Source organism: Swingsia samuiensis (genome assembly GCF_006542355.1).
Lineage (GTDB): Bacteria > Pseudomonadota > Alphaproteobacteria > Acetobacterales > Acetobacteraceae > Gluconobacter > Gluconobacter samuiensis.
In genome coordinates this window covers 2,135,253-2,148,684 of sequence record NZ_CP038141.1, presented here as the reverse complement: position 1 = coordinate 2,148,684, position 13,432 = coordinate 2,135,253, and the positions used below count along the sequence as shown (strand labels likewise).

Sequence of the window (13,432 nt, the reverse complement as noted above, 5' to 3'; positions counted from 1 at the left end):
CATGAAAGAGGATATAGAACTCACTCCTTTGAGGTCCGATGGCAGAATGGCTATGTAGCGGACTGCAAATCCGTGTATGTGGGTTCGATTCCCGCTCGGACCTCCAGGAGGTTATTCCCCTCAAATCGCTACTCACCTGCATTCGGATGCGCCTCTGCATAGGCAGCTGCTGCGCCAAAAAGGCCTGGTTGTGGATGAGTGATGATTTTAACAGGCATCTCTTTCATCATGGATTCAAAGCGACCTTTCGCAACGAATCTTTCTGAAAAGCCTGATTTGCCCAAGATGTTGGCTAGACGCAGACCAAGGCCACCAGCGATCACAACACCTTGTGCACCATGGGCTAATGCCAAATCTCCAGAAACAGCACCTAAGCTTAGGCAGAATCGTTCTAAAGCAGCGGCTGCAATACTATCTGAACCTTCCATCGCGTTCATCCATAGAGTTTTGTTATCTCTTAGGGTGATAGGAAGCCCTTGTAGTTCAGCAATAACCTCGTAGAGATTTGTAAGGCCAGGGCCAGAAACAATGCGTTCTGCAGAAACACGACGGAAACGACTGCGAAGAGCTTTTAGAATTTTATCCTCGACGTCATCCAACGGTGGATAATCAAGATGTCCCCCTTCTGTCTCCATAACAAAATATTTATCATTTCGTTTTAGAAGGCAGGCAGCCCCAAGACCTGTTCCTGGGCCAATAATGGAAACTGTCCCTTGAGAGGGTAAGTCAACTTCAGGGCCACAGAGATGTTGCATATGGCTTGCATCAACTTGAGCGACGGCATGTGCAACGGCTCCAAAGTCATTTACAAGGATAAAATCATTGAGGTGTAAACGTTTTGCCAATTGGCTTGGCTGAATAATCCAAGGATTATTCGTCATTTGCAAAATTTCGCCTTTGATAGGGCAAGCAACTGCAATTCCTGCTTCCTTAGGAAGAGGATGATCGAGCATGCGGCCAAAAGCTTCCCAAGCAAGGGCTAGACTCGCATGTTCTGCGCATTTGAGAGTAACAGCTTCTCCAAGCTCAACGACTTTGCCATTTTTAATCCCAGCAATGGCAAAGCGAGCATGAGTGCCACCGATATCAACTGCAACAATTTCTCTCATGTTTGTCTCCACACCTAATCTTGAAATTTAAAAGGCACTTTCTGCCGCATTAGTTGCGTTTAGTTATTTTAAAGTTGAGGGATTTTGTTTTACGTTCGCGATTCTAAGGAGTCTATGGGTAATTGATCGTGGCATCAAATATTCTAAAACTTTAGTAATAAAAAATATTCTGGGGAAGAGAAGATGCGCTCGTCCCTGCCCTATTGCTTTAGATATAAGGCGAGCCGCTTTCTGAGGGGATACAAGGAAAGGTCGTGCGCCCACAAGTCTTTGACTCATGGGAGTATCAACATATCCAGGTGAGATAAGGGTAACGAATACATTATGGGGCTTCATAGCTGCATGAAGTGCTGTGCTAAAACGCGCTAGTCCTGCCTTAGATCCGCTGTAGGCACTTGCCATGGGGAGGTCATGAAAAGCTGCGACAGAGCCTATTAGCGCAATATTTCCACTCTTTCGTATAGCCATGCGTTTTGCCATTTCGGTGGCTAATGTAATCGGGGTTGAAAAATTAACGCAGGCTATGTTCTGAACGATGTGAGGGAGTTCAGTCAGCTCTGTTTCAGGTCGAATATCACTGATCCCAGCGGCAAAAATGCAAATATCAATTGGATGGTCACTATCAATATGCTGTAGGCATTCAAGAGCATGATTTGTGTTATTTAAATCAATAACATGTGTTTCTGTTGATGCCCCATGTTGTTGAGCTTTTTTGGCAATTTGTTCTAAACGCTCTTGATTTCGTCCCCAAAGAATAAGATGAGTTCCTGATCTTGCATAATTGAGTGCTAGAGCAGCTCCTATGCCGCTTGATGCTCCTGTGATTAAAATATGCGATTGAATATGTGAGTGGGAGCGGGATTGAGCCGTCATGGGAAAAATATCCATTTTGAAAAGTATAGTCGGGTTGCCATTAAGAAGGTATAACCTTTACAAGCATGATAATACGACCCAACATGGTAATGATATGACATTATTAATTGATGAATGTTTTTTTCAAACGAAAAGGCAAGGCCAAAACTTATGACTGTGCCTGCCCCTCAAGATGACTTAATCGTTCGTCCCGTTACTACTCGGGCTCATTTAAAATTATTTATAACTTTACCTAGGCGTTTATATAAAGGGATGAAAGGCTTTGTTCCGCCTTTAGATATGGAACAAACAGAATTATTAAGCCCAAAGAAGTCTCCTGTTTTTCGGCATTCAAGTGTTCGCTATTTTTTAGCATGGCGCGGAAAAACGCCTGTAGGTCGAGTGGCTGCTATTGTGGACCATAGGGCTATAGAGGCTTGGGGAGAAAAAATAGGTTCTTTTGGAGCGTTAGATGCTCTTCCAGAACAGAATATTATTTCTGCACTTTTAGATGCTGCTTACGGTTGGTTACGTTTACAAGGCATGGAGCGTATGCGGGGCCCTGTTACTCTTAGTGGTAATGGAGAGAGTGGTCTCATGATTGAGGGACAAGACCAACCTTTGATGATCGCTATGCCTTGGCATCCCAAAATATTAGGGAGTTTAGTCGAAGCGGCAGGCTATCATAAAACAGAAGATTTGCTGAGCTATAAACTTAATTTGACTAAAGAAAGTGCATCATTATTTAAAGTTCCAGGAGATATGAGAATAGGTGAAGGGCGTTTAGGCTCCATTGCTGTAAAGCATTTGTCCAAGAAGCAGATTGCAGCTCAAGGCGAAGTTTTGCGGACACTTTATAACGATGCGTGGAGTAAGAAGTATAATTTTGTTCCACTGCAAGATTATGAAATGAAAGCTCTGATTGATCAGGTTAAAATTTTATTAAAACCAGAACATTATGTTCAGATTGATAAAGATGATGTTCCGGTGGCAATGGCGCTGGTTTTGCCAAATCTGTATGATATCGTTTCAGACCTTGGCGGTTCTCCTTCCCTTTTAGGGTGGCTAAAGTTGGGAACACGTATTGCTCAACACCGCTTCCATTCTGCACGTGTTATTTTGTTAGGGGTCACAAGTAAATTGCGTGGAACAATGCTGGGTGCATTGTTACCTTCTCTGGCCATTGCAGAACTTTTACGGCGTGGTGAAAGCTTGCCGTATTCTTGGGTAGAACTAGGTTGGATATTAGAATCAGACACAGGTATGAAGAATCTGGCAGAAGCTGTCGTTCCTCATCCTTATAAGCGTTATAGACTTTATGAAAAAACGATAGATGCTTAAAAGTGTTGCCATCCAAGGCGTTTAGGAAAAGGGATTGTTTGGTCTGCTTCATTAAGTAAGCGGACACCCTGCCCTGATGCCATATACCCAATTTTAGTGATTTGAACGTTTTTTTCTAAACATTCGTGTTGAAGAGCTTTTTCATTACTTGGAGAGCACGCTAAAAGAAGTTCATAATCATCACCCCCAGTTAAACATAATTCCAACCATTCGTTGCCTAGTTTTCGAGCAGCTTGCGAACGAGGCACTTTGTGAGGCCAAATACTAATAAAAACTCCAGATTCATGGCTTAAATGTTGGCTATCTTGTAAAAGACCGTCTGATATATCCATAGCTGCATTTACGATAGTATTTAATTTTAAAGTCGTTTTAGGCTCTGGAAGACGATAGCGTTGGGTTAAAAAACCTGTAGGGTCTGGTATTTTACTTTGAAGGGCTAGAAGGCCTAACGCTGCATCACCGATCGTACCAGTAACCCATAATGAATCACCTATTTGGGCGGTGTTGCGCCGTAAAGCTTGGCCTTGAGGGACAGTGCCAAAAATTGTTGCGGATAAGACTAATGGGCCTGATGTTGATGTTGTATCGCCACCAATTAAGTGAATGTCGTAGAAAGACTGATCCTCTTTTAAACCACGACTAAAATCTTGAAACCATGCATCGTTATATTTGTCTAATTTTGGAACAGTAACATTGAGGGTGTAAGCGTATGGAGAAGCGCCCATAGCCGCTAGGTCAGATAAATTACAGCGAAGAAGTTTTTTACCAAGAGTATAAGGTGGATCGGATGGTAGGAAATGGACATTTTCGACCATTGTGTCTGTGGAGACAGCTATTTCCTGCCCAGAAAATTTAGAGGCAAATGGGATAAGAGCACAATCGTCCCGTAAATCTAAACTTTCTTCCCCTGCTAGAGGTCGAAAGTGACGGGTGATAAAATCAAACTCGCCCTTCATGATTTATGAGTTGCCTTCCTGGCGACGATTTAATGTATCAAGAATGCCGTTGACGAGTTTAGGCTCATCTCCAAAGAAGAAGCCATGTGCAACGTCTAGGTATTCATTAATAATAATTCGGTTGTCGGTATTCGTGTTAATAATTTCATAGGTAGCAGCGCGCAATAGTGCACGCAAAACAGGGTCTAGGCGTGGTAAAGGCCATTGGGTTGGTAAAACGTCACTGAGAGTATGATCAATTTTGTCTTGCTCAAGGGTGGTACCTTTTACAATTTCTTGCAGGAGTTTTAAATCAGCATCCGGAATATGACCGTCTTCAAATGAAGCAGAAGAACTAATTTGTCTGTGACGCAGAAATTGATTGATAACAGTTTCAGCTGTTTCCTCAGACTGCTCGCATTGGAATAACGCTTGAACGGCAGCAACCCGTGCGATTGTTCGGCTACGACGGGTTGGGCGTTTTTTTTGCACCTCGGAAGAGGTCATAATGTCTCCTAAAATAATTTCTTGAAAAAAGATGATCTTCTCAAGGAGGGGTATTCATATCAGCCAGAATTTTCGAAAAAGCTTCTACCTCTCGAAAATCTCGGTATACGCTTGCGAATCTGACATAGGCTACACCATCTACTTCACGTAACGCATCCATCGCAAGCTCTCCAATACGATGAGATGAAACTTCCTGCTCACCAGAAATCTCTAGCTGTCGGACAAGTTGATTAACAAGCCTTTCCTGATGCTCTTCTTCAACAGGACGTTTTCGAAGAGCCACTCGGATTGAGCGTGCTAATTTATCACGATCAAAAGCAACGCGTCGTCCATCAGCTTTAACAACGCTGAATTCTCTTAATTGAACCCGTTCAACAGTTGTAAAACGTTGTGTACAAGAAGAGCAGGCTCGCCGCCTCCGGATAACAGAACCATCTTCACTGGCTCTACTATCTTTGACTTGTGTCTCTTCATGTCCACAAAAAGGACAGCGCATGAAATATTCCGATCATCTAGTCTTGTTCGTTTGAAAGTAATATAGTCATTCTACCAGACAAAATTTGTATACCCCAAAATTTTGGAGTTTAGCAGGAGAGTGATGTTGAAATCGTTGTTTATGTTCTTTTCCTTACTTGGGGCTTGCTCTGCTGCTTATGCAGATACAGACACACCACCTGCTGTTGACCATATTAGTATCGTTCAAACAAGTTTAGTCCCTTCTCAATATGAAGCAACTCATGCGCAAGGGTATTTTACGATTCGAAATGCTGATGGAGTTGATCATTTATTGAATGGTATTTCTTCTCCTCAATGCACATCAATTGTAGCACACCATACGAATCAGGAAGATACGTCTCTGACAAATGATTTGTTCACACACCTAGTGTTGCCTCATAACTCTGAGATGATCTTTCCAAATGGGAGTTACCATTTTATTTGTCTTGGCTTAAAAGCGCCTTTGGTTGCTAATCAAAAGATCCCTTTTACGTTTAATATATTAAACGGTCCTAGCGTCACAGTTTCTTTTAATGTTGATATGAAAAAATAACGTAAGGAATCTTTACGTCATAATTTTGAGGGATATCTCTTTCATAACAGCGAGTACAGCGTCTCCATACCGCTCTAGTTTAGAGGCGCCTACACCGCGGATTTGAGCAAGTTCGTTATGAGAGACTGGATGCTCTTGGGCTATTTCCCTCAAAACAGAATCATGAAAAATAATATAAGGCGGAATTTCCTGTTCTTTTGCTTCAGATAAGCGCCATTGTTTGAGAGCATTGAAAACGAGCGTTTCGTCAGCTGACAGCTCATCATTTGCTTTTGAAGGAGTTGCTTTTACTTGGATTGTATCTGTCAGATCTTTTCTTAAGAAAATTTTTTCGTCTCCACGCAATATGGGGCGAGCGTTTTCTGTATGTAAGGCTAAGCTTCCATATTCACCATGTGTTCGAATAGCGCCACGTGCAATTAATTGGCGAATAACACTTCGCCACCAGCGTTCCGTATGCTCTTTCCCTATACCAAAAACAGAAAGTTGGTCGTAGGCGTTTCGTGAAATGGTATCGTTAATTTTTCCACGTAGAATATTAGCGAGTTGTACAGCGCCTAATTTTTGTCCGGAACGATATATTGCAGATAGAACTTTTTGCGCGGCTTCGGTTCCATCAAAAGTAAATGCCGGTGTCAAACAGTTATCACAATGCCCGCAATTATGAGATAAATCTTCATTGAAGCAGGATAAAAGAGCTCGCGTTCGACATCCGGTTGTTTCTGTTAATGCAATCATACTTTCTAGGCGGGATTGCATGGTGCGTTTTTCATGCTCTGGTGCGTTGGACTGTTCTAGCCAGAAGCGTGCTCGGGCCATGTCCTCCCCGCCATAAAGCAGCAATGTTTTAGAGGGCTCACCATCACGGCCCGCGCGCCCTATTTGCTGATAATATGCTTCGGGAGAAGCCGGCATATCAAGATGAATAACATGCCGAACATCCGGGCGGTCTATGCCCATCCCGAATGCAATCGTTGCAACGATAACTATTTTTTCTCCAGAACGAAAACGCAGAAGAGTAGCATTCTTCTCAAGTGCAGATAGACCCGCATGATAAGGAAGAGCTGTAATGCCATGATTATGCAAAGATTTCGAAATTCGTTCTGTTTTATTCCGGCTTCCACAATAGACAATTGCAGCGCCTTCTGTATGCGTGCTTAAGGTTTCGAGAAGTTGTTTGATTTCGCTACCTTTAGGGCGCGCTTCAATAAACAGATTAGTACGATGGAAGCTTGATACAAAAATATGAGCTTCATTCATCCCTAAAAGATTGAGGATATCATCACGTGTACGTTGATCTGCTGTAGCTGTGAGAGCAATTCTTGGAACCTTAGGAAAAAGTTCTGTTAGGCTCGCTAACTGTCTATACTCTGGTCGGAAGTCGTGTCCCCACGCAGATACGCAATGTGCTTCATCAATAGCAATCAGAGAAATATTTTGTTTTTGTGAAAAGGATATAAATCCAGGTTGGAGTAAACCTTCTGGAGAAATATATAGAATATCGATTTGATGATTGCGTAATTTTTGCCAGAGGGTCTGTCTATCGTAAGAAGATAATTCAGAATGAAGCGCGGCAGCCCTAATGCCAAGCTGTTGCAAGCCTGCTACTTGATCATTCATGAGGGCAATAAGAGGGGAAATAACTATCCCCATCCCTGCTCTACATATTGCTGGAATTTGATAACAAAGACTTTTTCCGCCACCTGTAGGCATGAGAACAAGGGCGTCTTCGCCATTTATGAGGGCGTTGACGGCAGATTCCTGATGGCCACGAAAATCTGAGAAACCAAAGGTTGTTCTTAAAATTTCTTTAGGGGAATGAGGCTTGACACTACAGATAGAAGAAGAAGGATCACCTGTAGTGTCAGACCTCATGGATTACATACCTTGTGGGTTGATTGTAATAACAACACGACGAAGAGCTACATGAGAGTCTTCTAAAGGTGAAGGCTTTACAGGAACAGTCACAATTTTTGCAGAACCGACGCCATCAGATGTCAGGCGATCAGCAACAGCTTTAGCACGACTGTTGGCTAATTCTTTTAGAATATCCAAATCCCCGTCTAGGCCGGTTGAGCCTGCAACCCGGATGGTTTTAGCATTCTCTTTTTGTGCTTCTGCTGCAGCCTTAGCAATAATATCTTCAGATGTGGGGCTAAGAGATACTGAATCACGGTCAAAGAAAACGACATAATTGTCACGTGATTGCTGATGTGCACATCCACCGAGTGCTGCCGTTGTTAGGACTAAGGCTGGAGCGGTATAACGAAGAGAAGAAAGAAAACGAACCATGGCAATAGCGTCCTAAGAAAGTAAAACTGTGTTGGGCTTTTCCCGTAAAGTATAATCAACCAGCGGAAGAAACAATACGTCCATTCTCTAGTTGCCAGATACGGTCAAGCTTTTCGATTCCAATTAAACGATGCGAAATTAAAAGAATAGATTTGCCAGCACTAATTGTGTTGAGTGTTGCAATAAAATCGCGTTCGGTATCTGCATCCAGACCTGTTGTCGGTTCATCAAGAATAAGAATAGGAGCGTTTGAGAGTAACACACGAGCAAGCGCAATCCGACGTCCCTGCCCGCCAGATAGTTTGGAGCCATGTTCTCCAATCCAGGTATCTAATCCATCAGGCAGATCGCGGACCATGTCAGCGATTTGAGCTTGTTCAAGCGCTGTCCATAACTCAGCATCAGATAGATCGGTTCGGCCTAGGAGTAAATTAGAGCGGATAGTGTCATCAAAAAGGTGGCTTGCTTGTGAAAGCCAAGCAATACGAGAGCGAAGTTTTTCATTGTTAAGGGAGTTTATATTCGTCTCCCCAAGAAAGATTTCTCCTTTTTCAGGAACGACGACTTTAAGAAGAAGTGCTGCAAGGCTTGATTTTCCAGCCCCAGAAGGACCTATGAGAGCAACTCTTTCGCCTTGTCGTAAGGTAAGAGATAAGTCGTTGAAGATAAGAGGTCTATTCGGATCCCATCGAAAGTTAACATGCTCTAAACGGATATCAGAGCTTTGTGGTAAAGTGGCATTTCCTTCTGGCGTTAAGGTGGCCTGATTGTTAATATCAATTATTCTTTTTGCAGCGTAGGAGGTTTCCCCGTAAAGGAGGCCGGCCCTAGCAAGACCCGTAACACCATCCATGGCTGCTATAGTCAGGAATAAAGTAGATATTCCCCATATCGTTTCTGTTTTAGGGAGGAGTATACCCACAACAGCGCATAGAGCGACAAGAATGCCTATTTTGGCAAATAATTGTGCTACGCCGTGCGCTAATGCCATTTGTAAAGCTTGGCGTGCTTGAACAGAGAATAATTTTTCTTGTTTATCAATAATTATGTTCGATAAAACTTTTTCAGCACTAAATGCACGGACCTCCCTTAGGCCGGATGCAAAATCAAGCGCAGCTATTCTGAGCTCTGATTCCGCATCCAGTATGTCTGATTGATAACGCAGAGATATTTTGGCCCCAATGAAAGGGATAATAAAGATTAAAACTAAAAAGATAAGTGTGAGGATTGCAGAAGTTATTCCCCCTTCTTTTATCCAAACAAGGAAAACCACTGGCAGAGTGATGAATGCCGTAGTTAATGGAATAATGATCCTTAAATAGAGATTATCCAATTGTTGAACGTCAGAGACTATTCTGGATAATAAGTCACCCGTTCGCTGGAATCCTAACCCTGCGGCTGCACCGTATGCTAAGCGACGGTAAAACCATACTCGCAAATCAGAAATCGCACGGAACATGGCATCATGCGTATAAAGACGCTCTGAGTAACGTAGAATAATTTGAGAAGAGCCAATAATTTGCAGAAGAATTGAACCTGCAGCTACACCTATAGCCGCATGAGTAATTCGGCTACCCGTTTGCCCCATGAGTGCCAAGCTGGCGCAAACGGTACTTTCCGCCAAAAGTATCCCCAATGCTAGACGTTTATAATGAGGTCTCCAAACGCTCAAAACTTGGGATAAAGGGCTTTTATGAGAAGGAGTGTTTGAATTGCTCATAGCGTTTCCTCGCTATAGGAAGATATGTGGCCTTTGTTCAAAACAAGATGCTGCCCTTGGAAGGTTTTTACTAAGGAAGAGTGAGAACTCAAAACAACTGTTTTTCCCTTCGATAATTTTTTGAGGCTTTCAAGGATATCTTGCTCTGTTGCAGGGTCTAAATGAGACGTTGGTTCATCCAAAAGAAGGATGGGAGTATTTTTGAGATAGGTTCTGGCAATGGCAATCCGCTGGGCTTGTCCCCCCGATACACCAAAGCCTCCCTCTCCTATACGTGTTTCTAAACCGTTGGATAGGTTGGGTAGATAATCGTTAATTGCGGCTGCGGAAATTGCTGCTTGTAGTTCTTCTTCTGAGGCGTCAGGTTTGGCAAAAAGAATATTTTCACGGATTGTACCTGCAAAAATGATTGGTTTTTGCCCGATCCAGCTAATGTAAGAAGAAATTTCTTGTGGTGATAAAGATGCCATATCTTGATCGTTAAAAAATATTTTCCCTTCCGTTGGAGAAATAAAGCCAAGAAGAAGTTCAATCAGCGTAGATTTTCCTGCGCCTGAAGGGCCTTCCAGAATTAGTGTCTGGCCCGCAGGCAGGTAAAAATTAATTTCAAAAAGAGCGGGTGAGCGTTTGTTATCCCATGAAAAAGTAAGGTTTTGTGCTGTGATAGAGATTTTTTTGGGGTCCAATAAGGAAGAAGAAGACCTTTCGGGGATATGTGAAGTTAGTGGGGACAAGTCATGCATTGCTTCTGCTGCTGCGGAGGCATGCGCTCTGTCTTGATAGGCTGCTGAGAGTGCCCTGAAAGAGGAAAAAGCTTCTGGAACGAGAAGAATTGCAAAAAGAGCTTGAAATAGGGTATTTTCAGAAATGGAGTTATGTAGAGTATGGGCCTGAGTAATCACGATTAAAACTAAGGCTATGACCATAGCCACGTCAGTTGTGGCAGAAGCAACGAATGCAATTTTTAAGACTTTCATTGTACGTAGTCGTAAATCTTCTGCGCTCTCAGAAAGGGCGGAGGCTTCTTTTTCTGTACTTCCGGAAAGGACGATAGTTGCGATACCTTTTACACGGTCTAAAAAACGCGTTTGTAAACGTGTCATGGCAAGAAATTGTCGCCTTGACGCAACGGCGATGGCGATACCGAAAACCGCTTGAAAAACAGGCAATGATGCGCAGCATAACGCAAGGATAATACCTGCTTTATGATTAATGTAAAAAACAGCAAGAACAACGGTCCATTGGGAGATCAACCATAAAGCTGATGCAGGTACCCAGCGGCCGAAATATCCATCAAGCATTTCAATACGATCAACGATCATCGTTGTAATCAATGAACTATGCTGACGGCGCAGAAGACTTGGACCCTCTTGTATAATGCGCGATATTACTTCAGAGCGTAAGCGCCGCCTTGCTATTTTTCCAGCTTTAAAAGAAATATTTTCTTGAAAAATATTAAATACAACTCGGCAAACACTTGCCGAAATAAAAATAAATATTGAAGATAATAGATGGCTTGGGTGATTAGAAAGAACAGCAGAAAGCGTTTCTGCAAGTCCCCAAGCTTGAACTAGACCCAGTATTGTTGAGATAAATCCTAGGGATATTATAGCACTTGTTGGGACAAGATTAGCTTTTCCCTGTGCTTTTATCCATTCCTTAGTAATTTTTTTATCAACCATCATCATCAACTTATATTAAGAGTTGAGAGGTTTATAGGACAGTTTTATCACTTGTTAAATTCTTTATGCTTATAAAAATAATAGATAAATTTTATTTAAAGAGTTTTACAGAGAACTGTGTATGTTTTTTTCAGCGTTTTGTATTGTTTGTTGCGCAAGAGAAATAGCTGATGGGAGTGGATCGCTTGGTTGGAATTTAATAATATACCAAGTGCCATCTTGATTATTAATGGTTAGGTCAGCATCTATTTGGCGAGAAAATCCACGGATTAATTGAATACCAATACCTTCTCTTCGAGTATTCGTATCAGGATCATTTGCTCTAAACCCAATACCATTATCTCCTAAGATCATTTCAATATTTTTTTCTCCATTAGATAATTCACTTTGCTTTAAGGATATTCGAATATACCCTGATTGTTTTTCTGGAAAAGCAAATCTCAACGCATTGCTGATGACTTCTGTGACAATGAGAGCTATGGGGACGGCTTGGTCTGGAGCAATTAATATATGATCAACGTCAAGCTTTAAACGAATACGAGTTTGTGTATGCATATCGTACGTAGCGAGAAGAAGCGTGCTTAACTCTTCAAGAAAGTCATGAATATTTAACCCTGAAAGACCTTTATCTGAATATAAATATCTATGAAGAGTTGCGAGGGCACGAACACGGTCTCTAACAAGATGAAACTCCTCACGTGCTTCTTGGGAACGAATACGATTTGCTTGCAAATTTAGTAGAGAAGCAACAATTTGTAGATTGTTTTTTACGCGATGGTGGATTTCTTTGATAAGTAAATCCTGATTTCGAGCTGATTCTTCTAAAGCTTTTTCGTGACGCGATAATCGTTTTGTAGCGGTTATAAAGGCCTTTTCTAGGTGTTGGTTCTCAAGGGGAATAAATCGATTTTGAGGCGATATAAAAGTATCTCCCTCTTTCCAGTTAAAAACGGCCAAAGCTAAGCGTTCAATCGGTTGGACTAAAAAGGTTCGGGCAGCCCAAGCAACGACAATAAGTTCCAGAGTTAAAAGAAGAACAATAAGACCAACTCTTATTACAAAAATATGTAGAGCTTTTTTTTCTGCAGGAGTTCTTTCAGTTGTAATGAGTAAGTTAATAGACCCATATGCATTTTGGAAAACGTAAGCTATATCATCAATAGTGAAAGCATCATGCTGAGTATGGGTCTTCAAAATTAAATTAATTCTATTTTTTACTTGTATAGGAAGTTCTACTTTTTCGGGATGATCAGGAAGAAAAGAAAAAGCATCCCCATTTTGTGTTATTAAATAATGGTTTGATTTACTTATATAACTATTGGAATAGAGGTGAATATAATCACTTTGGATATGATTGCTTTGCCAGACAAAATTTTTTGTAGAAATTATAAATCCATTGACTGAATTGTTATTTATGATTGGGGCTACAAACCTTAATAAAGGCCCCACCTCTCCTTCTAAGATTTCAATACCAACATTTGAATAAAAGTTTTTGTTATGAATGAAAAAAGGATTTATCTTCTTTGTTTGACAAATTTTTGGATCCTGTATGGAGGGTGGAGGAAGTACGGTAATAGGCACTCCCCCCTTATCGGTTAAAATAAGAGAGCAATAGCGATATTGAGAAAGTGTTTGAATTAGATTAAATTCATGCAATGCATTTTTTGTAGAAATATTATTTCCCGCCAGCATATCTAAAACACTATGCGTGCGATCGATATCATTAGAAATTTCAGAAAGAGTAGCCTGTGCATTTCGTTCAGCTCTAAAGATAGAATTATCTTTATTCGCTTCGTAGCTGTGCCACGCTAAAAGGCTTGCAATAATGGCTAAAGGAAGAGTAGTTGCTACAATAAGAGCCATAACCCGAGCTCCAATTGTATCAAGCATACGAATATGTTTAAGAAAAGATAAACTAAAGAAAATACCCAGTTCCTTTTAATCGT

12 protein-coding genes and 1 tRNA gene are annotated in these 13,432 nt (G+C 41.6%); 3 read left to right on the top strand and 10 right to left on the bottom strand.

All coding sequences use genetic code 11. The annotated features are described in order from the left end of the window. The first annotated feature begins 32 nt into the window (after positions 1–32). Positions 33–106 (top strand) — tRNA-Cys (locus E3D00_RS10250). A gap of 22 nt (positions 107–128) precedes the next feature. On the opposite strand, the gene glk is transcribed toward E3D00_RS10250, so the two are convergent. Further along, on the bottom strand, positions 129–1,109 hold the full coding sequence (gene glk / locus E3D00_RS10245) for a glucokinase (protein WP_141462291.1): 981 nt from the start codon (positions 1,107–1,109) through the stop codon (positions 129–131). Between the two features lie 63 nt (positions 1,110–1,172). Beyond that, the gene (locus E3D00_RS10240) at positions 1,173–1,982 is read right to left on the bottom strand and encodes an SDR family NAD(P)-dependent oxidoreductase (protein WP_181441967.1); all 810 of its coding nucleotides are present in this window, start codon (positions 1,980–1,982) and stop codon (positions 1,173–1,175) included. Between the two features lie 150 nt (positions 1,983–2,132). Here E3D00_RS10240 and E3D00_RS10235 point away from each other — a divergent pair, with 150 nt between their 5' ends. Beyond that, the gene (locus E3D00_RS10235) at positions 2,133–3,302 is read left to right on the top strand and encodes a hypothetical protein (RefSeq protein ID WP_141462289.1); all 1,170 of its coding nucleotides are present in this window, start codon (positions 2,133–2,135) and stop codon (positions 3,300–3,302) included. Here E3D00_RS10235 and thiL read toward each other — a convergent pair. From thiL to nrdR, 3 genes are read right to left on the bottom strand one after another with little or no spacing between them, the layout of a single operon-like run. After that, positions 3,299–4,258 (bottom strand): thiamine-phosphate kinase, encoded by a 960-nt coding sequence (gene thiL / locus E3D00_RS10230; protein WP_141462288.1) that lies wholly within the window; start codon positions 4,256–4,258, stop codon positions 3,299–3,301. The genes E3D00_RS10235 and thiL overlap by 4 nt on opposite strands. A 3-nt stretch (positions 4,259–4,261) precedes the next feature. Continuing rightward, positions 4,262–4,744 carry a transcription antitermination factor NusB gene (gene nusB / locus E3D00_RS10225; RefSeq protein WP_141462287.1) on the bottom strand — a complete coding sequence of 161 codons (483 nt, stop codon included), beginning with the start codon at positions 4,742–4,744 and terminating at the stop codon, positions 4,262–4,264. 40 nt (positions 4,745–4,784) lie between these two features. Beyond that, positions 4,785–5,240, bottom strand: a complete 456-nt coding sequence (gene nrdR, locus E3D00_RS10220) for a transcriptional regulator NrdR (RefSeq protein WP_141462286.1) — start codon at positions 5,238–5,240, stop codon at positions 4,785–4,787. Between the two features lie 102 nt (positions 5,241–5,342). On the opposite strand from nrdR, the gene E3D00_RS10215 reads away from it, so the two are divergent. Beyond that, entirely contained in the window at positions 5,343–5,792 is a 450-nt protein-coding gene (locus tag E3D00_RS10215) for a copper chaperone PCu(A)C (protein WP_141462284.1), read from the top strand. A 12-nt stretch (positions 5,793–5,804) separates the two neighbouring features. Here the strand turns inward: E3D00_RS10215 and recQ are convergent, their stop codons facing one another. The 5 genes from recQ to E3D00_RS10190 all read right to left on the bottom strand — a co-directional run bounded on the left by recQ (position 5,805) and on the right by E3D00_RS10190 (position 13,349). Beyond that, the gene (gene recQ / locus E3D00_RS10210; protein WP_141462282.1) at positions 5,805–7,667 is read right to left on the bottom strand and encodes a DNA helicase RecQ; all 1,863 of its coding nucleotides are present in this window, start codon (positions 7,665–7,667) and stop codon (positions 5,805–5,807) included. A 3-nt stretch (positions 7,668–7,670) separates the two neighbouring features. After that, on the bottom strand, positions 7,671–8,084 hold the full coding sequence (locus tag E3D00_RS10205) for an OmpA family protein (protein ID WP_141462280.1): 414 nt from the start codon (positions 8,082–8,084) through the stop codon (positions 7,671–7,673). Positions 8,085–8,139: 55 nt separating this feature from the next. After that, positions 8,140–9,804 carry a thiol reductant ABC exporter subunit CydC gene (gene cydC / locus E3D00_RS10200; protein ID WP_141462278.1) on the bottom strand — a complete coding sequence of 555 codons (1,665 nt, stop codon included), beginning with the start codon at positions 9,802–9,804 and terminating at the stop codon, positions 8,140–8,142. Next, positions 9,801–11,492: a thiol reductant ABC exporter subunit CydD gene (gene cydD / locus E3D00_RS10195; RefSeq protein ID WP_246091438.1), complete on the bottom strand. Its 1,692-nt coding sequence runs from the start codon at positions 11,490–11,492 to the stop codon at positions 9,801–9,803. Before cydD ends, cydC begins: the two co-directional genes overlap by 4 nt. Positions 11,493–11,591: 99 nt before the next feature. Further along, entirely contained in the window at positions 11,592–13,349 is a 1,758-nt protein-coding gene (locus tag E3D00_RS10190) for a sensor histidine kinase (protein WP_246091437.1), read from the bottom strand. Positions 13,350–13,432 lie beyond the last annotated feature (83 nt).